Source organism: Pseudomonas sp. GW821-FHT07F01, assembly GCF_059418825.1.
This window is the reverse complement of record NZ_JBWKQO010000007.1, coordinates 292,186-310,850: the sequence shown is the minus strand read 5'-3', so window position 1 is coordinate 310,850 and position 18,665 is coordinate 292,186. Positions and strand designations below refer to the sequence as shown.

Below are 18,665 nucleotides of genomic sequence, written 5' to 3'. Positions count from 1 at the left end.
CTGAATCGAATCAGAACGCAGCTTCCAGGGAGACCATCGCGGTGCGTTCTTCACCCACGTTGTAATAGGCGGTGCTTGGCGCCAGGCCATTGGTCCTTACCGAGTTGAAAGACACGGTGCGTACCGACGCCAGGTATTCCTTGTCGAACACGTTGAGCATCGAGAAGCGCAGGGTCGCGGACTTCAGCACCTTCTTGTCCACCGGCAGGTGGATACCGGCATTGAGGTCGAACACGGTGCGTCCGGAGATCTTCTCGTCGTTGGTCAGGTCGCCGTAGAAGGCGCCGACGTACTTGCCCACCACGTTGCCGTAGTAGAGCGAATCGTCGTAGCCCAGGCTCAGGTTGAACATGTTTTCCGGAACGTTGGTCAGCTGTTTGCCGGACGTCGGCAGCAGCACGTTCTTGTTGGTCAGGTCATCCATCTGCTCGGACTTGGTGTAGGTGTACGAGGCGTAGTAGTTGAAGTTGTGCGGCAAGCGGCCGCTCCACTCCAGCTCAAGGCCACGGTTCTTCACTTCGCCGACGTTGGCCACGACGTAGTCGCCATTGAGGTCGGTGGTGGAGATCTGCCGGTCCTTGAAGGTGATGTAGAACAGGGTCGCGCTCAGGGCCATGTTCTCCTCGCTGTAGCGCCAGCCCAGTTCCTGGTTCCAGCTCAGCTCGGGCTTCAGGCTGATGGAATCACCCTTGTTGTACAGCACGTAGTTGGGCGGCGTGCGCATGTTGCGGGTGACGTTGTAGAACGCCTGGTTGTTCGGGTCCACCTGGTACTTGGCGTTGAAGCTGGGCAGGAACTCGTGGTACTTGGCGTCGCGTTTTTCCGGCTTGTCGGTGAGGCTGCCCAGGTTGTTGCCATCGCGCTCAACGTACTGGTAGGCCAGGGCCCCGGTGAGGGTCAGGTCCGGGGTCGCCTGCCAGGTGTCCTGCACCCAGAGTTTCTGCGCCGGGGTCACGGTGTACTGGTGGCGGCCCTGGACCGTCGCGCCATTGCGGTCCACCAGTTGGTCGGAGCCGTTGTAGTCGCCCCAGACGTTTTCCGGAGCGCCGTTGCCCTTGATGCCGATGAAGGGCTGGGTCTGGCGCTGGCGGGCGCGCTCGTACCAGTAGCCGACGTCCAGGCTGTGCTCTTCGTTGAGGTCCCACTTGAGCTTGGTGGTCATGCCGGGGCGCCAGGTCTCGGTCCACGAAGGCCGGTAGTAGGTGCCGCTGGGCAGCCCGCTCAGGTCATAGTTGCCGGCCCGGCTGGAGGTGCTGGACAAGGTGGTGGCGGTCTGGCCGCTGAAGCTGCCGCCGTTGGACCAGACGTAGTACGGGTTGAAGGTCAGGCTCAGGTCGTCGCGCAGCTGGAAGCGCTGGGTCACCGAGGCGGTCACGCTTTCGAAGGGGTTGCGGTTGAGCTTGTAGGACTGGGACACGCTACCGTTCTTGAACACGGTGCTTTCCGAGTAGTCCAGGCGCCGGCCCTGGGTCTGGAACTGGGACTTGCTGACGCTGTTGTAGTTGTAGTTTTCCTGCAGGTTGTATTTGACGATGGCGTTGGTGGAGTTGCCGTTGCCGTCTTCGAACAGGGTGTTCCACTCGATCTTGTCGGCCCGCAGGGTGCCCTTGCCCTTCCACTTGTCACCTTCGGTATGGGACGCCGAGACCCAGGTCTTGAAGCCCCCAAGCTCGCCGGTGTTGAGGCGGGCAAAGGATTTGCGCAGGTTGTTGGAACCCACAGACTGCTTGACGAACACCCCGAAATCCTTGGTCGGGCGCACAGTCACCAGGCCGATGTTGCCACCGCTGGAACCGATGTGCGGGCCGTCGGCTTCGGACGAACCCTGGGTGACGAAGACTTCACTGAAGTTCTCCGGGTCGCCCATCAGGTTCGGGTAGATGCTGTAGTCCCCCGAGTCGTTGATCGGGAAACCGTCGGCGGAGAGCCCGACCTGGTCGGAGTTCATCCCGCGCATGGTGAAGTTGGTGCCGCTCAGGCCCGAGGCGTCGGTGCTGGAAACGTTGATCCCCGGGGTGTACTTGAGCTTGTCCACGGCGTTGGCGGTGGGGGCCATCTGATCCATGGCCTCCTTGGTCACGGTGGAGCGGCCCTTGGCGCTTTCTTCCTTGATCATGTGGCCGTTGCCCAGGGTCTGTTTACCGGCAACGTTCACCGAACCTACGTCCACGGTATCGTCGGCCAAAACCAGTGGCGCAAAACTGCCCAGGCCCGATGCCAGAAGCAGGGCATAAAGTTTATTGATTTTCACGGGTCAATCCCTTGCTTACAACTTTCGTTAATAGGTGATGGGTTTATTCCACGTTGTAACTAAAGGTCGCGGTAAAACGTTGCTTGTTCTTGCCGGAGAACGCGTCCGAGGGAAACGGCGAAACTTTCTCCACGCGGCGCAAACTGGTTTGCGCCGCGCGATTGAGCAACATGTTCGGCGCCTTGTTTTCGATGCCACTGTCGAGCACGTTGCCGGCCCGATCGACTTCCAGCCAGATCACCACATCGCCCTGGGGACGTTGCAGCGAGGCCTCGCGGCCGCTGGGGTATTGCTTGTGCTTTTCCAGTTCCTTGCGCAAAGCGGCGGTGTACAGACTTTCCTTGATTGCACTGCTGGGCGCCGCGGGCGCGGTGGCCGGAGCAGGTACGGGAGCCGGTGCGGCCACCGGTTTCGGCGCAGCGGCCACTGCGGGCTGCGGCGCGGTGGGGGCGTTCTGGGCCACGGCCGGGGCCGGCTTGGGTGGCGCAGGCTTGGCCACCATGGGCTTGGGCACCGGCGGCTTGGGCTTGACCACCGGCTTGGGTTTCGGCGGCTCGATCACCAGCGGTTCTTCCTCCGGCACCACCTGCGGCGGCTCGGGCTCGATGGGCAACGGCTCAGGCGGTGGCGGTGGTGGCTCGGCCGCCGCCAGCAGTTCGGCGGCATCGACCAGGGCGATTTCCACGGTGCTTTCGTCATACACCGGCTTGATCTGCAACTGCTGCAACTGGCTGGTATAGATCACCAGCAGCAACAGGCCAGCCGGCAGCAGGCACGCAAGCAACTTGCGAGTTCTATAGAGACTGAACATGGCGTCAGGACTTGCGTGTAGCGATGGAGACGGAAGAGAAGCCATTGCCCTTGAGCAAGTCCATCACCGAAACCAGGCGTTTAACTTCCACGCCCTGATCGCTGTTGATAATGATCACCAACTTTTCACTGCTGTCGTTCAACACTTTGAGTTGCGCCAGCAATGCACTTTCATCCAGGTCCTGGCCATCGAGTTGCAGGCGCTCTTGCAGACCCAGGGTAATCACTGCCTTGTTTTGCGGCTTCAACTGTTGCGCGGTACTGGCGACCGGCAACTGCGTCTTGATCCCTACGGCCGGGATCACGTTGAGGCTGATGAGTACGAAGAACACCAGCAGAAACATCATCACATCGATCATCGGAATGATCTCGATATGAGCTTTTTTCTTTTTAGCTACATCCCAGCTGCGCATCGTCTTGCTCCCGCTTCAGCTATCCCTCCCTTGTGAGAGCTGAATCACAACCCTCGCCGATCCTGACCATGTGCTCAGGAATGCGCAGATCATCCCCGTCTGATGTAACGGTTTGGTGACAGAACGGAGTGATAACGATGAATGTTCGGGAGCTCTGGGACGCGGTTCTCAGCGCAGGACGATGAACCTCCCGAGCACCCGATGCTGCTGGAAGCCGAGCACCGCCTGCAGTGAATCGAGGACCACCTGCGGGTCCTTGCTGGAGAAACTGCCACTGATGCGCCGCGCCGCCAGTTCATCGTTGAGCAGCAGGATACGCCCGGGGAAATAGCGCCGCAGGTCGTCCACCACCTCGGCCAGAGGCGCGTGGTAATAGTTCAGCCAGCCCTGGCGCCAGGCCAGTTGCGCCTCACTGTCGACAGCGTGCAGCGGGGCCGCAACGCCATGTCCGTAGGCCACTTGCTGCCCGGCGCCGAGCACCTGCTGCGCCGCGCCCTTGGCCGGCGTGACCCCCACCCGGCCGGACAGCACCGTGACCTGGGCCCCGCCCGGCTGCAGGCGCACTTCGAACTGGGTGCCCAGCACCCGCGCCTCCCCCTCTTGCGCGTCCACCACAAAGGGCTCGCCGGTGTGGCTGACGCTGAAGAAACCGGCGCCGCGACGCAGCTGCACATGCCGCTCGCCGCGGCTGAAATCCACGGCAATGGCGCTGTCGGCATCCAGGGTCACCTGGCTCTGGTCGGCCAGGATCAGGGTGCGCACCTGGCCCGGCGCGGAAACGTAGTCGGCCCCCAGGTCATCGACCCAGCGCCCGGGCTGCCAGCCGGCGCCCAGGGCCACCGCCAGCAATACACTGGCGGCCAGCGCCAGCCCCGCCGACCAGCGCCGCCGGGCCCGGCCCCTGGCAGCATCCATGGAACGCAGCAGGCCGTGCAGGGCAAAGGCGTCTTCATCGGCCAGGGTGCGCGCCGGCTGCTCGCTCAGCTCCCACACCACCTGGGCCTGGGCATAGGCCTCGATATGCGCGGGGTCGGCCTGCAACCACTGGCTGAAGGTGGCCTGGTCGCCACTGCTGGGCTGATCGTGGAGCAGGCTCAGCCAGGCCAGCGCGGCCTGCTCCTGAGCGGGCGTCGGGCAGATACTCGTGCGGTGGTTCACGGTGCATTCCTTGGCGTGCGCGTGCACGGGGCTTCCCGCAGGCTGGCCTTGCAGGCTTCGAGGGCGCGCATCATATGTTTTTCCACGGCGCTTTGGGACAAGCCCATGGCCTTGGCGATCTCGGCGTACTTGCGCCCGTGGATGCGGTTGAGCAGGAAGATCTGCCGGGTGCGCTGCGGCAGGCTGCGCAGGGCCGCTTCGACATGCCGCAAGTCTTTGCCGGCTTCCAGCGCCGCCAGGGGCTCGCTGCCCTGGTTGTCCTGCTGCTCTGGCAGCCAGCCTTCATTGACCCGCACTCGCGCGCCCTCGCTGCGCAGGTGGTCGATGGCGATATTGCCGGCGCAACGCAGCAGGTAGGTGCTGAGTTCCTCGACCTGCACCAGGGGCCGGCGCCAGAAGCGCAGGAACAGGTCCTGCACCAGGTCGGCGGCGGTAGCCCGGCAACCGACCCGGCGGCTGACCAGGGCCTCCATCTGCGAACGCTGGGACAGGAACACCTGGAGAAAATGCGCACGGCTGCCCTGCGGATCAGGGTGATCCCCCTCGGCAGGCTCCGGTGGCAGGGTGCTCATCATCGTCGGTCCGCTCAGAAGTGGGCCAGGGCCGCGACCGGGCTGGCCAGCAGGCTGGCCCCCGCCATCGTCAGCACCAGGCGCGGCCGATAGGGCAACAGCAGCACCAGCAGCAAGGCGCTGAACATCAGCACCGCGCACCACTGCACCAGCCCCAGGCTCCAGCCGGTGCCCTGCACTGCTGCTGCCAGCGACAGGCCCAGCAGCATCCAGCCGCCCAGACGCAGGCCGTGGCGGCGCAGGGCCGAAGGCTTGTGCCCGAGCAGCTCGCCGTGATGCCGGTCCAGGGACAGGCACAGGCCGGTAAAACCGGCATAACAGAGCAACAGCACCAGGAGCATTCAATTCACCTCGGTTTCAGGAGCCGGCGGGCGTTGCCGGGGCACCCGGGGCGTGGCTGTGGCGGCGGTCCCCGCGCGATGCAGCTTGCGCGCCGCCCAGGCCAGGAACAGGCCACTGCCCAGGCACGCCAGGTCGAAACTCGCCATGGCCCAGTCGCCCCGGACCATGAAGCCATCCATCAGGCTCGGGCTGGTGAGCACGCTGAGCACCGGCACCCCGGCGAACAGCAAGGCGCCAAGGCCCAGTTGTTCAACCCAGGCGCGACGGCCAGGGCGGACGCAGGCGTGCAACAGGCTCAGGCCCCAGGCCCAGAAGAAGCTGTTGACCTCCCAGTCGGCGCGTTCGGCGAAGCCTGCGGGCAACAGGCGGTTGGCCCAGAAGAACGCCGCCACCGCCAGCAGCAGCCCAGCCATGCTGGCGATGTTCAACACTTCCACCAGGCGCAGTTCGAAAGGCTGGGCGGCACTCTTGGCATGCTTGAGCTGGCGCTTGCCCAGCCAGATCACCAGCCCGGTGCCGATCATCGCGGTGCTGGCCAGCCCACAGAGGAAGTACAGCCAGCGCAACACCGGCCCGGCGAAGCGACCCATGTGCAAGCCATAGAAGCTGCCGCCGATGGCCAGCGGCAGGGATTGCTCGGCAGAGGCCTGCAACGGCTGGCCGGTCACGCCGTTGAACGCCACTTGGCTGCCGAAATCCCGGGCCACCCGGTCGGCTTCATGGCGAAACACCTGCACCGAGGCATTCAGGTCCCCCGGGTAACTGACTACCAGGCGCTGCGCATGGCCGCCCGACCAACGTTCCCGGGCCTGCTTCAGCATGGGTTCGAGGGGGGCCAGCGGGGCACTCTGCCCGGCGGCCGAGGCAGCGGCAGCAGCGGGCCGCAAGTCCTCGAAGAAGGCATCGGAATCCCCTTTGTAGGCCACCAGGATGCTCGCCGGCATGACCATGTACATGAAGATCACCAGGCTGCTGTAGGTGATCATCAGGTGAAACGGCAGCACCAGCACGCCCACCGCGTTGTGCCCGTCGAGCCAGGTGCGCTGGCCCTTGCGCGGGCGGAAGGTGAAGAAGTCCTTGAAGATTTTCTTGTGGGTGATGATGCCGCTGATCAGCGCCACGAACATCACCATGGCTGCCATCGTCGACAGCCATCGGCCCCAGGGATAGGGCATCTGCAGCTGGAAGTGGAAGCGGTAGAAGAACTCGCCGCCGCGGGTGTCGCGCACCTGCACTTCGCTGCCGGTGGCCGGGTCCAGCAGTTTCTCGGTGAAGGCACCGCGCTCGCCGGGTTTGCCGGGCGCCTGCCAGCCCACCGACAGGCTCGGCTGGCGGGCATCGGGCAGGCCGATGAACCAGCGTTGCGCGCCCTGGGCATGGCGTTCCAGGTAGCGTTGGGCCAGCCCCAGGCTGGCATCGGCATTCAGGACCCGGGCCGGCGCCTCCGGCTGCATCCAGTGGGTGATCTCATCCTTGAAGTAGGACAGGGTCCCGGTGAGGAAGATCGCAAACAGCAACCAGCCGAACAGCAGCCCGCTCCAGGTGTGCAGCCAGGCCATGGACTGGCGAAATCCTTCCTTCATAGCAGGGCCACCCAGTAGGCGCTGCCGGCGACCAGCGCCAGCACCAGGCTCGGCAGCAACAGACCCAGCCAGGCCTGCCAGGCACTGCGACAGGCAAAGCACCAGAGCACTGCCACCAGATAGAACAGGAAGGACGTCATCATTCCGCTGACCACGGCATCGGCCCTGGGCAGGGGCAGCAGCAAGGTCAGGCAGACACTGCCCAGCGCCGCCAGCAGATAGCCCCCCAGCACCGCGGCGAATACCCGCGAAGCCACCGCCAGACGATAGGAAGCGGAAAGACCGCCAGCCTTGCTTTTCATGTTTCGACCTTGACGCGAGGGGAGGTCCGGCACAGCACACAGGCGGCCGGGGGAAGTAGGCGGGCCAGTTTAATGATAAATATTCTCATATGCAAAAAGCAGCGACGAACCCGATGCAAACCCGTCGGTCCGGCCTGATTGCCGAATGCCATGTCGCCCCACTACAATGCGAACAATTCTTGTTCTCTTATGCGCCATCTCGGTGCAGGAGCGTCCGGCTTGTCCCACACCGCTACCGTCGAAGGCCTCTACCAGGCCCATCACAGCTGGTTGAACACCTGGTTGCGGCGCCGGCTCGGCTGCCCCCACAGCGCCGCAGACCTGGCCCAGGACACCTTCATCCGGGTACTCAGCGCCCGGGAAACACCGGCCCTGATCGAGCCCCGGGCGTTTCTCACCACCATCGCCAAGCGCGTGCTGTTCAACCACTACCGGCGCCAGGACCTGGAGCGGGCCTATCAGGAAACCCTGGCGCAGATGCCTGAACAGGTGGCGCCCTCCGAGGAAGAGCGGGCCATCATCCTGCAAACCCTGATGGATCTGGACAGCCTGCTCGACGGCCTGCCGCGGCCGGTCAAGCGAGCCTTTCTGCTGTGCCAGCTGGACGGCCTGACCTACGGCGAAATCGCCCGGGAGCTGAATATCTCCATCGCCACGGTCAAACGCCACCTGAACAAAGCGGCCATGCGCTGCTACTTCGCCCTGTGAGTGCCTCGATGAACCCACACCTCAATGGCCAGCCCGATTTCAGCAACCAGGTGGCCGAACAGGCCGTGCACTGGCTGATCGAAATGCAGGGCGGGCCCTTGAGCGCGCGCCAGCAACAGGCCTGGCAGCAATGGCACGATGCCCACAGCGAACATCAGCGGGCCTGGGAGCATATCCAGCGCGTCAACCAGCGCCTGCGTGGCCTGTCTTCGCCCCTGGCCCACGCCGCCCTGAACGCGCCGAAATCCGCCAGCCGGCGCCAGGCACTGAAGCTGCTGCTGATTCTCGGCGCCGGCTCGGCCGCCGCCTGGGGCCTGCGCGAACACAACCCGCTGCCGCCACTGCTGGCGGATTACCGCAGCCCCCTGGGGCAGCGGCGCAAACTGCAACTGAGCGACGGCAGCCAGTTGCAGCTCAATACCAGCAGCGCGGTGGATGTGCGCTTTGATGGCCAGCAACGGCTGATCCGCCTGCTGGAGGGCGAGATCATGCTCACCAGTGCCCAGGATGCCCGGCCGCTGCGGGTGCAGACCGCACAAGGGCAGGTAAGCCCGCAAGGCGCGCGGCTGAACCTGCGCCAATTCAAGGACTACACCCAACTGGCGGTGTTCTCCGGAACCGTCGGCGTGACGCCCCTGGACTACGCCACAACCCCGCCCCAGGTGGCGGCCGGGCAGCAACTGAATTTCACCGGCAACAGCTGGCAAGCTCCCCGGGCCCTGGATGCCGGCAGCGGCGCCTGGAGCGAAGGCATGCTGGTGGCAGCGCACATGCGCCTGGCGGACTTTCTCGACGAACTGGGGCGCTACCGCCGCGGCCAGCTCAACTGTGATGCGCAGGTGGCGGACCTGCTGATTTCCGGCAGCTACCCCCTGGATGACAGCGAGCGGATTCTCGACCTGCTGGAGATCAGCCTGCCGGTCAAGGTACGTCGCTTCACCCGCTATTGGGTCACCGTCCAGGCCCGCGCCTGACGGCACTCTGTCGCTGCTGCCGCGGGCTACAACCGGCTCCGCAGGGGACGCGCCCTTGACCCGTGCCGCACCCAAGCCCCCGCAAACCAATCGCCGCCCGCCCCGGCATCGAAAAAAAACCACCGCCCATGAGCCGTTTCCCCAGGTTCAAGTGACAGAGAAGGAAAGCCACCTTGATTCCCCCTTCTCAGGACCCACCTTCATGACCGAGCAACCCACCTGCCTCACGCCTCTGGCCCGTACCCTGCGCCACTTGCTGCTGGGGGCCAGCCTGAGCCTGGCCAGCCTGCCCCTGGTCCAGGCCGCCGAGGCCCAGGCCCAGAGTTATCACATCGCCCCGACCTCGCTGGAAAACGCCCTGAACCAGTTCGGCCGGCAAGCCGGGGTGCTGATCTCTTTCGGTTCACACGTCACCAATGGCGTGCAAAGCCGTGGCCTGCAAGGCCAGTACAGCCCGCAGGAAGGCCTGAACGTTCTGCTGCAAGGCACCGGCCTGCAAGCCCGGGCCGAGGGCAGCAATGCCTTCAGCCTGCAACCGGCCAGCCCCGAGGCCGCTGCGCAGCCGCTGCACCTGGGCGCCTCCAGCGTGGTCGGCGACTGGCTCGGCGATGCCCAGCAAAGCGATGTGTTCGAGCACCCAGGGGCCCGGGACGTGATCCGTCGCGAGGAGTTCGAACGCCAGGGCGCCACCCAGGCGCGGGACGTGCTCAATCGGATTCCCGGGGTCAACGCACCGGACAACAACGGCACCGGCAGCCACGACATGGCGCTGAACTTCGGCATCCGCGGCCTCAATCCGCGCCTGGCCTCGCGCTCCACGGTGCTGATGGACGGCATCCCGGTACCCTTCGCCCCCTACGGTCAGCCGCAACTGTCGTTTGCCCCCATCAGCATGGGCAACATGGATGCCGTGGACGTGGTGCGCGGTGGTGGCGCGGTGCGCTATGGCCCGCAGAACGTCGGCGGCATCGTCAACTTCGTGACCCGGGCAATTCCCGACGCGCCGACGGTCAAGGGCGGCTTCCAGACCGAAACCAGCCCCTCCTCCAGCCATGACGGCTTCAAGACCACCGGCAACCTGCTGGCCGGTGGCACCGCCGACAACGGGCTGGGCGGCGCCCTGCTGTACTCCGGCACCCGCGGCGGCGACTGGCGCGAACACAGCGACACGCAGATCGACGACCTGATCCTCAAGGGCAAGTACCAGCTCGATGAAGCCAACAGTTTCAATGCCATGGCCCAGTACTACGAAGGTGAGGCGGACATGCCCGGCGGCCTGAACGTGGCGGACTACAAGGCTGACCCGTACCAGTCGACCCGCCCCTACGACAAGTTCTGGGGCCGGCGCACGATGTTCAACGTCGGCTACCGCTACCAGGAAGACCGCCGCGAATTCACCGTCAACAGCTTCTTCACCAAGACCCTGCGCAGCGGTTACCTGGACCAGGGCAGCTTCCTCTCCCTGTCGCCTCGCGAATACTGGGTACGCGGCCTGGAAACCCGTTTCGCCCAAGGCTTCGACCTGGGGGACAGCAGCCACGAAGTGGGCGTCGGATACCGCTACATCAACGAAGCCGGTCATGAACTGCGCTATCGCACGCCGCTGACCGCCAACCAGCAACTGCCCACCAGCAACAGCCGCAATGACCGCGACACCCGTGGCGGCACCGAAGCCCATGCGTTCTTCGTCGATGACCGGATCGATATCGGCAAGTGGACCCTGACCCCGGGCATCCGCTATGAGATGATCGAGTCGCAGCAGAGCAACAACCTCACCCACGTCAAATACAAGGGTGACTACAACACCGCGCTGCCGGCGCTGAATGTGATGTACCACCTCAACGAGAGCTGGAACCTCTACGCCAACACCGAAGGTTCCTTCGGCAGCGTGCAATACAGCCAGATGCCCAACCGCGTGGCCAGTGGCGAGGTCAAGCCGGAGAAAGCCCGCACCTGGGAACTGGGCACCCGCTATGACGACGGCACCCTGCGGGCGGAGATCGGCGCTTTCCTGATCAACTTCGACAACCAGTACGACAGCAACCAGACCAACGACACGGTGATCGCCCGGGGCGAGACTCACCACCAGGGTATCGAGAGCAGCGTCAGCTACGCCCTGGATGGCCTGGCCCCGGCGCTGGCGGGCTTCGATGTCTACGCCACCTACGCCTATGTCGATGCCACCATTCGTGAAGACGGCCCGAACAAGGGCAACCGCGTGCCCTTCTCCTCCAAGCACAAGGGCACCCTGGGGGTGAGCTACACCGAAGGCCCGTGGAAGCTCAACCTCGACAGCAGCTACCAGAGCAGCCAGTTTGCCGACAATGCCAACACCCGTGCCGAAAGCGCCGATGGCAGCACCGGGCGCATCCCCGGCTACATGCTGTTCAGCACCCGCGCCGGGTATGACTTCGGCCCGCAACTGTCGGACCTGAACGTGGCGGTGGGGGTGAAGAACATCTTCAACCACCAGTACTTCACCCGTTCCTTCGACGACAACAACAAGGGCAAGTACGTAGGCGAGCCACGCACGCTCTATGTGCAGACCTCCGTGGCGTTCTGATTAATTTTCCCCAAAAAGCAAAACGGGCCTGCAATGCAGGCCCGTCCGGTTGGGGGGTGAAACTCGGCCGTCAGCTATTGAGTGCGGCCTGTTGGTTCTCCAGGAATTCTTCTTCGAGCAGGGCATCTGCCTCGCTGCCATCGGCTGTGGGCACCGCTGCCGCACGTTTGCCGCGCAATTTGCCGAACATGTGCTCCAGGGCACTTTCCAACTTGACGGTGGCGCCGTCGAGGGCCTGCTCCAGGGTGTCGGCCTTGTGGGTCACGGAAACCGGTTGGTGACCTTTCGGACGGGCTTCCAGCTGGCAGCGCATATCGTCCGGACCCGACTTGCCGCCGTTCTCGTCCCGCAGGTGGACCACTACCCGGGTCAGGTCTTCTTCGTAGCGTTCGAGCGTGCTTTCAACGGTGCTGCGCACCCACTCCTCCATCCGAAGGCTGCTTTGAATATGGTTATCGCTATGGACTTGGATTTGCATAGTTCTTCCCTTATTTCAGCTTGCTCGTAAGAGGGTCAAGGCAATGCGTATGAACCTGCATTTCGTGACCTCTTGATTACACAATTAGGCACGGCGACGAACATTTCAACCCCTTAAAAAAGATAAATATTCATACGCAAATAAAGCCGGACAAACCGCAAAGGCGCTGTTAAGGTCGGGAGTTAGCCCGCCCTATGCGTCAGTCAAAACCGCTCACAGCTGCCCCTCGCCCAGAGGGTGCAAGCCGCGAAAGATCTCCGCTTCCTCCACCAGCCAGTCATGCACCGCGCGTACGCCCGGATGGCTCAGTGCGCCCGGCGCATAGAGCAGCACGTAGCGTTTGTGGTTGGGCACCGCCAGGCCGAAAGGCACGATCAGGGTGCCACGCTCCAGTTCGTCATTGAGCAGGGTGCGCCGGGCAATCGCCACGCCCATGCCGGCAATCGCCGCCTCGATGGTCAGGTGGTTGCGATTGAAGGTATGGCCACGACGCACGTCCGCGCCCTCGAAGCCGATGGCATTGAGGTAGAACTCCCACTCGGCGTATTCATAGCTGCCGCGCCAGGCGGTGATGTCGTGCAACAGCGCAAAGTGCGCCAGGTCCGCCGGACCGTGCAGCGGCGGGCGCCCACGCAGCAGGCTCGGGGCGCACACCGGGAAGATCTGCTCGTCCAGCAACGCGGTGGACTGCAAGCCGGGGTAGCTACCGTCGTTCAGGTCGATGGCCAGGTCGAAGTCGCCCTCGTGCAGGGCCACGCTGCTGTCTTCGGCCACCAGCCGCAGCTGGATCTCCGGATAACGCTGCTGCAGGCGCGGCAGGCGCGGAGTCAGCCACTTGCCGAGAAACGACGGGATCGAGCGCAAGCGCAAGGTCCCCCCGATCATCCCCGCATCCAGGCGCCGCAGTTCCGCGTCGATGCTGCCGTAGGCCTCGCTCACCGTCAGCGCCAGCCGCTGGCCTTCGGCACTCAGTTCCACCCCCCGGGGCCGCCGGTGAAACAGGCGAAAACCCAGGCGTTCCTCCAATTGGCGGATCTGCTGGCTGACCGCCCCTGGCGTGATGTGCAGCTCTTCGGCACACCGGGTGAAAGACAGGTGCCGCGCGGCACAGGAAAACACATGCAGCCAGACATAGGTCTGGGCATGAAATTGTCGGCTCATCGTTTAGCCCTGCTAAAGGATCTCTTAGGAAGTTTCGTTGGTCAGTGCTGACCGAGGCGGGCAGTATCGCCGACATTGCGCTTGGCCTACAAAAAATGGCAGCGATCCACCTTCCATTGCTTGTAAGGCTTTAGCATGGCTATCAGTGTTTTCGATCTCTTCAAAGTCGGTATCGGCCCCTCCAGCTCCCACACCGTGGGCCCGATGCGCGCCGCCGCGACCTTCGCCCAGGCGCTGTTCGAGCAGGGCCTGCAAGACCAGGTGCAGCGGGTACAGATCCGTCTCTATGGTTCGCTGTCCGCCACCGGCGTCGGCCATGCCACCGACCGCGCCAGTGTCATGGGGCTGATGGGTGAATGGCCAGACAGCATCGACCCCACCAGCATCAACCCGCGCATCCAGCAGTTGCGCGACAGCGGCCAACTGCTGCTGGGCGGGCACAGCCCCATTGCCTTTGACTGGCAGCAGGACCTGCTCCTGCTGGACGAAAGCCTGCCCTACCACCCCAACGCCATGTCCCTGACCGCCTTTGGCGAGCAGGGCACGCTGCTGGAGCAGACCTACTACTCGGTGGGTGGCGGCTTCATCATCGAAGCGGCCCAGGTCGAGGCTGGTGCCGAAACCACCACCGGCGTCCAACTGCCCTACGACTTCAACAGTGCCGCTGAACTGCTGGCCCTGTGCAAGACCCATAAGCTGCGGGTCGGCGAACTGATGCTGGCCAATGAACGGGCCTGGCGCAGCGACGCCGAGATCCGCAGCGGCCTGCTGCACATCTGGTCGGTGATGCGCGAATGCGTGGAACAGGGCCTGCGCCACGAAGGCATCCTGCCCGGCGGCCTCGACGTACCCCGCCGCGCCGCCAAGCTGCACCGCAGCTTGCTGGAAATCGGCAAGCCGAATGTCATCACCTCGACCCTCTCGGCCATGGAGTGGGTCAACCTCTATGCCCTGGCCGTGAACGAGGAAAACGCCGCCGGCGGGCGCATGGTCACCGCGCCCACCAACGGCGCGGCGGGGATCATCCCGGCGGTGCTGCACTACTACATGAAGTTCAACCCGCAGGCCTGTGACGACGACATCCTCAACTTTTTCCTCGGTGCCGCCGCCGTGGGCATCCTGTGCAAGAAGAACGCCTCCATCTCCGGCGCCGAAGTCGGCTGCCAGGGCGAAGTGGGCTCGGCCTGCGCCATGGCTGCCGCCGGGCTGGCGGAGATCCTCGGGGCGACCCCGGAGCAACTGTGCAATGCCGCGGAAATCGGGCTGGAGCACAACCTCGGCCTGACCTGCGACCCCGTAGGCGGGCTGGTGCAGGTGCCCTGCATCGAACGCAACGCGATTGCCGCGGTGAAGGCGATCAACGCCACCCAGATGGCCCTGCGCGGCGACGGCAAGCACTTCATCTCCCTGGACCGGGTGATCCGCACCATGCGCGATACCGGCGCCGACATGCATGACAAATACAAAGAGACTTCACGGGGCGGCCTGGCGGTGAGCTGGGTGGAATGCTGAGGAGCCTTCCCTGACCGTCCGCACTACGTGAGCCCGAGCAAAAATAATAACGAGGCGATAACGATGACCGATGTACCGACACCTGCTGCCCAAAACCCTGCTGTAGCCACACCCCGCGACACCACCAGCGCCCGCCAGGGCTGGAGCAAGCACGACACCACCTGGATGCTCGGCCTGTATGGCACCGCCATCGGCGCCGGCACCCTGTTCCTGCCGATCAACGCCGGGGTTGGCGGCTTCTGGCCGCTGATCGTGCTGGCGCTGCTGGCCTTCCCCATGACCTTCTTCGCCCACCGCGGCCTGACCCGCTTCGTTCTTTCCGGGCGCTCCGGAGACATCACCGAAGTGGTCGAGGAGCATTTCGGGGTCGGCGCCGGCAAGCTCATCACCCTGCTCTACTTCTTTGCCATCTTCCCGATCCTGCTGGTGTACAGCGTGGCGCTGACCAACACCCTGAGCAGTTTCATGGAACACCAGCTGCACATGACTCCACCGCCGCGGGCGCTGCTGTCGCTGCTGCTGATCCTCGGCCTGATGGCCATCGTGCGCTGCGGCCAGGGCGTGATCGTGCGGGCCATGAGCCTGCTGGTCTACCCGTTCGTCGCCGCGTTGCTGCTACTGGCCCTGAGCCTGATCCCCAACTGGAACGGCGCGTTCTTCGCCTCGGCCGGCGAAGGCATGCCCCTGCCGCTGTTCTTCAAGACCCTGTGGCTGGCGATCCCGGTGATGGTGTTTTCCTTCAACCATTCGCCGATCATCTCGGCCTTCGCCCTGGATCAGAAGCGCCATTACGGCCCGCAGGCCGAAGCCAAGAGCAGCGGTATCCTGGCCACGGCCCACGGCATGATGGTGCTGACAGTGATGTTCTTCTGCTTCAGTTGCGTGCTGGCCCTGTCGCCGGCGGACCTGGTAGCGGCCAAGGAACAGAATATCTCGATCCTGTCCTACCTGGCCAACCACTTCCAGACCCCGGTGATTGCCTATGCCGCCCCGCTGATCGCCCTGGTGGCCATTACCAAGTCGTTCCTGGGCCACTACATCGGCGCCAGCGAAGGCTTCCAGGGCCTGATCGTGAAAAACCTGCGGGGGCGCTCGCTGTCCTCCAACAGCCTGGAAAAGATCACCGCGCTGTTCATGATCCTCACGTGCTGGGCCGTGGCCACCTTCAACCCGAGCATCCTGCGCATCATCGAGACCATGGGCGGACCGGTAATCGCCTGCCTGCTGTTCCTGATGCCGATGTATGCGATCCGGCGGGTGCCTTCACTGCGCCAGTATTCGGGCCAGTTGTCGAACCTGTTCGTGGTGCTGATCGGGCTGGTCGCACTGTCTGCGATCATTTATTCAGTCGTGCCCTGAATCGGACCGGGATAAAAAAAGCGGACCTCGTGGTCCGCTTTTTTGTCCCCGTATTCATTGCCCGGCGCGTTTCCCGGCATGTCCCTTGCTTTGTCCCGGGGGAGGAATACGGACGTTGGCCACCCTCGGCGAACGACTGGCCAGTGGTCCGGAATCGCGAACTAATTCCGCGCCCTGCCGGTCAATGACTGCACGATCCAATCAGGCGGTGACGCATCATGGACAACCCTTTTCAACTGATTACCGACACCTTCACCCCGCAATACCAGGTCAACCTGAGCATCCAGGGCCTGGACGGCAGCATCATGCTGACCTTGTCCGAAGGTGGCCGGGTGGTGGCCAAGCGCATGATCAGCGCGGCCCAGCGCAATGACCCGCAGCGCATCAAGCGCCTGGTGCAAAGCATTCAGTTTGGTATCGCCATCGAGCAGGGCCACAGTGCCGTGGCCATTCTCGAGGCCATGACCAACGGCGACAGCCTGGGCCTGCCGCCGCCCACCGGCCAGAAGCTCGCGCCGCCGGCCCTGAGGTTCTAGAGCTCGCCCTTCTCCACTTCCGGGTGTTCGCCGGAGCCCGCGCCGATCTTGCGCTGCGGATGCTCGATCTTCACCGAAGGGAACTGCGACGAGGCGTAGCGCACCACCAGGATGGCGAAGGCCAGCAACAGGATGCCGCCGCACAGGTAGATGATGCCCAGGTCCGGCGGGTTGTGGTGCGAGACGTTGGAAATCAGCAACCGGGTCAGCGCGGTGATCGCCACGTAGATCAGGAAACGCACCGGCATGTGGTTGGTCTTGAAGTAGATGCCGACCATCGCCCCCAATTCCAGGTAGATGAACAGCAGCAGGATGTCATCGATCTTGATGTGGCCCACCTCGATCATCTGCAAAAATTCCATCACCGCCGCCCAGGCGGTCACCGCACCGATGGCGAACAGCGCCAGGTAGTGGAACGACTCGACGAACAGGTTGCCCAGGGATTCGGCCAGCTGGTGGACGTTCTGCCGCAGGTTCTCGGCCCAATTGATTTTCACGATGGTTTTTCCTTAGGTCGTTTCGACCGGATGATGCGGATTGGACGTGACGGTTGTTCTGCATGCAGAAAAAAGGCCAGGAGCCTTCAATGAGATGGTGGCCGCCGGCAACGAGGCACGGCCTGGTAACAATCGGCCCGGGAAAAAAATTGCGTCTACATTAAAAAGCCACTATCCAAGGGAAAAGGTTTCGCCTATTCTCTCGACCTGTATATAGATACAGTGTTTATACAGACCCATTATCGTGAAGGCATGTGAGGTGGTGAATGGCCGTCGAAGTGGTATACCGCAGCAGCCGAGATCTGGAGCGCTTGTTCATGGATAAAGCCGAAGCTGACCGTCATGACAAAATGCTCGAACTGGCTGAATTGCTCGCTGAAGTGTTGCACAAAGCCGTGCCGTCGCTGAGCGAACAGCAGGTGGAAGAAGCCGGGATCTACATGGCGAAGAACCGCGATGTGTTCGCCAAGGCGTTCAAGAGCCAGCCGGACGCGTTGTCCGAGTTGCTCAGTGCCCCTGCTCCCGTAGTGGAGGCTGTGGCAGAGCCGCAACCTGTTGAAGCCGAGGCGCCAGCCAAACCGGCGAAAGCGGCCAAGGCCGCAAAATAGGCTTTACGCGAATTGAATAAGCCCTGTGCCCCTGGCACAGGGCTTTTTTCATGCCTGCGAGGGCAAGAGTGGCACTTGTGCGGTGGCCGGTTCAAGCGCTGTCGCCCCAGGCGGATCAGGCAATTCGATAGCGTTGCGATGCAGCAGGGAAGTGATCTTGCCCAGGAAGGCCAGGGGCATCTCAGTCGAGTCGCCATACAGGTCAACCATTCCCACCTCAACTGCGCTGTCAACGATGCAGGAGAACGCCTCGACCTCTTCAGGCGCTATCAAGGCGACAAGCTCCTGGGGCCAATCATCTCCGCGACCATTGAGTGCCAGCAGCGCCCCGGCTCTCTCCCACGCCAGTAGATCGCCCTTTGGCGGGTAGCCCTCAAGGTGCTTTATCAACTCATCGATGGACGGGTGAGCAATGCCTTTTCGTTCGCAGTAAACCGCCAGGCATGCCGCTGCGTACAACTGCAGTTGCCTGATGGAGCAGCCAGTCAATGGTGGGGCCATATCTGGCGCTGTCATTGCGCGACGTCCCAGACCCTGGAGCCTGCGGAACAAAAACCTGATGCGATATCCATGGCTTCCAGAATTCGGTCCTCCAGCTCTTCTGATGCGCCAGGGCGGAGTGATGCCAGATGCTTGTATACGGCCTCTGCGCAAAAGCCCTTGTCCCGGTATGCCACAAGAACATCACGAACCGCCTGAAAGTCCGCCCCCGCCCGCAACAGGCAGGACAACTGCTCATCCAGCCCGGTCTCCAGCGCTTCACGCATCGTCGATACATTCCTTGTCAGTGGGCACTTCGCAGCCGGATGGTACACAGAGCCTGGCCAAGGGTTAAGGC

General features: G+C 63.5%; 19 protein-coding genes and 1 pseudogene. 7 read left to right on the top strand and 13 right to left on the bottom strand.

Translation table 11 applies throughout. The annotated features are described in order from the left end of the window. Nucleotides 1-10: 10 nt before the first annotated feature. The 8 genes from AC07R1_RS26530 to AC07R1_RS26495 all read right to left on the bottom strand — a co-directional run bounded on the left by AC07R1_RS26530 (nt 11) and on the right by AC07R1_RS26495 (nt 7,431). Entirely contained in the window at nt 11-2,251 is a 2,241-nt protein-coding gene (locus AC07R1_RS26530; RefSeq protein ID WP_019093373.1) for a TonB-dependent receptor family protein, read from the bottom strand. 43 nt (nt 2,252-2,294) lie between these two features. Beyond that, entirely contained in the window at nt 2,295-3,062 is a 768-nt protein-coding gene (locus AC07R1_RS26525; RefSeq protein WP_011059345.1) for an energy transducer TonB family protein, read from the bottom strand. 4 nt (nt 3,063-3,066) lie between these two features. After that, the gene (locus tag AC07R1_RS26520) at nt 3,067-3,474 is read right to left on the bottom strand and encodes an ExbD/TolR family protein (protein WP_011059344.1); all 408 of its coding nucleotides are present in this window, start codon (nt 3,472-3,474) and stop codon (nt 3,067-3,069) included. Between the two features lie 168 nt (nt 3,475-3,642). After that, nucleotides 3,643-4,632, bottom strand: coding sequence for a FecR family protein (locus AC07R1_RS26515; RefSeq protein WP_161466214.1), 990 nt, complete (start codon nt 4,630-4,632; stop codon nt 3,643-3,645). Further along, nucleotides 4,629-5,207: an RNA polymerase sigma factor gene (locus AC07R1_RS26510; RefSeq protein WP_495111105.1), complete on the bottom strand. Its 579-nt coding sequence runs from the start codon at nt 5,205-5,207 to the stop codon at nt 4,629-4,631. The genes AC07R1_RS26515 and AC07R1_RS26510 overlap by 4 nt, the downstream gene beginning before the upstream one ends. Nucleotides 5,208-5,218: 11 nt before the next feature. Then, entirely contained in the window at nt 5,219-5,545 is a 327-nt protein-coding gene (locus AC07R1_RS26505) for a DUF3325 domain-containing protein (RefSeq protein ID WP_047283981.1), read from the bottom strand. Continuing rightward, nucleotides 5,546-7,129 (bottom strand): PepSY-associated TM helix domain-containing protein, encoded by a 1,584-nt coding sequence (locus AC07R1_RS26500; RefSeq protein WP_495111104.1) that lies wholly within the window; start codon nt 7,127-7,129, stop codon nt 5,546-5,548. It abuts the gene before it with no gap. After that, nucleotides 7,126-7,431, bottom strand: coding sequence for a DUF3649 domain-containing protein (locus AC07R1_RS26495; protein WP_053149073.1), 306 nt, complete (start codon nt 7,429-7,431; stop codon nt 7,126-7,128). The genes AC07R1_RS26500 and AC07R1_RS26495 overlap by 4 nt, the downstream gene beginning before the upstream one ends. Before the next feature lie 219 nt (nt 7,432-7,650). Between AC07R1_RS26495 and AC07R1_RS26490 the strand changes: the two genes are divergently transcribed. The 3 genes from AC07R1_RS26490 to fecA all read left to right on the top strand — a co-directional run bounded on the left by AC07R1_RS26490 (nt 7,651) and on the right by fecA (nt 11,676). Next, complete coding sequence (locus tag AC07R1_RS26490) at nt 7,651-8,139, top strand: sigma-70 family RNA polymerase sigma factor (protein ID WP_019093370.1); 489 nt, start codon at nt 7,651-7,653, stop codon at nt 8,137-8,139. Between the two features lie 8 nt (nt 8,140-8,147). Next, nucleotides 8,148-9,113 carry a FecR domain-containing protein gene (locus AC07R1_RS26485; protein WP_053156423.1) on the top strand — a complete coding sequence of 322 codons (966 nt, stop codon included), beginning with the start codon at nt 8,148-8,150 and terminating at the stop codon, nt 9,111-9,113. A 202-nt stretch (nt 9,114-9,315) separates the two neighbouring features. After that, on the top strand, nt 9,316-11,676 hold the full coding sequence (fecA, locus tag AC07R1_RS26480; protein ID WP_495111103.1) for a TonB-dependent Fe(3+) dicitrate receptor FecA: 2,361 nt from the start codon (nt 9,316-9,318) through the stop codon (nt 11,674-11,676). 70 nt (nt 11,677-11,746) lie between these two features. Here fecA and AC07R1_RS26475 read toward each other — a convergent pair whose 3' ends face one another. Together AC07R1_RS26475 and AC07R1_RS26470 are read right to left on the bottom strand one after the other, a co-directional pair. Beyond that, entirely contained in the window at nt 11,747-12,154 is a 408-nt protein-coding gene (locus AC07R1_RS26475) for an HPF/RaiA family ribosome-associated protein (RefSeq protein ID WP_011059335.1), read from the bottom strand. Between the two features lie 213 nt (nt 12,155-12,367). Next, nucleotides 12,368-13,315 (bottom strand): LysR substrate-binding domain-containing protein, encoded by a 948-nt coding sequence (locus AC07R1_RS26470; RefSeq protein WP_011059334.1) that lies wholly within the window; start codon nt 13,313-13,315, stop codon nt 12,368-12,370. 135 nt (nt 13,316-13,450) lie between these two features. Here AC07R1_RS26470 and AC07R1_RS26465 point away from each other — a divergent pair, with 135 nt between their 5' ends. From AC07R1_RS26465 to AC07R1_RS26455, 3 genes are all read left to right on the top strand, one after another. Continuing rightward, nucleotides 13,451-14,827 carry an L-serine ammonia-lyase gene (locus AC07R1_RS26465; protein WP_093404674.1) on the top strand — a complete coding sequence of 459 codons (1,377 nt, stop codon included), beginning with the start codon at nt 13,451-13,453 and terminating at the stop codon, nt 14,825-14,827. Between the two features lie 63 nt (nt 14,828-14,890). Next, the gene (locus AC07R1_RS26460) at nt 14,891-16,186 is read left to right on the top strand and encodes a serine/threonine transporter (protein ID WP_401261465.1); all 1,296 of its coding nucleotides are present in this window, start codon (nt 14,891-14,893) and stop codon (nt 16,184-16,186) included. A gap of 218 nt (nt 16,187-16,404) precedes the next feature. Continuing rightward, on the top strand, nt 16,405-16,722 hold the full coding sequence (locus AC07R1_RS26455) for a DUF3509 domain-containing protein (RefSeq protein ID WP_011059331.1): 318 nt from the start codon (nt 16,405-16,407) through the stop codon (nt 16,720-16,722). Here AC07R1_RS26455 and AC07R1_RS26450 read toward each other — a convergent pair. Beyond that, entirely contained in the window at nt 16,719-17,219 is a 501-nt protein-coding gene (locus tag AC07R1_RS26450; RefSeq protein ID WP_011059330.1) for a phosphate-starvation-inducible protein PsiE, read from the bottom strand. The two genes, AC07R1_RS26455 and AC07R1_RS26450, sit on opposite strands and share 4 nt — an antisense overlap. A gap of 266 nt (nt 17,220-17,485) precedes the next feature. Here AC07R1_RS26450 and AC07R1_RS26445 point away from each other — a divergent pair. Further along, nucleotides 17,486-17,740: pseudogene (locus AC07R1_RS26445) on the top strand (YebG family protein); the annotation flags it as partial. A 135-nt stretch (nt 17,741-17,875) separates the two neighbouring features. Here the strand turns inward: AC07R1_RS26445 and AC07R1_RS26440 are convergent. Both AC07R1_RS26440 and AC07R1_RS26435 read right to left on the bottom strand, forming a co-directional pair. Next, nucleotides 17,876-18,328: a hypothetical protein gene (locus tag AC07R1_RS26440; RefSeq protein ID WP_103289899.1), complete on the bottom strand. Its 453-nt coding sequence runs from the start codon at nt 18,326-18,328 to the stop codon at nt 17,876-17,878. An 11-nt stretch (nt 18,329-18,339) separates the two neighbouring features. Then, complete coding sequence (locus AC07R1_RS26435; RefSeq protein WP_041774068.1) at nt 18,340-18,594, bottom strand: hypothetical protein; 255 nt, start codon at nt 18,592-18,594, stop codon at nt 18,340-18,342. Nucleotides 18,595-18,665: the final 71 nt, after the last annotated feature.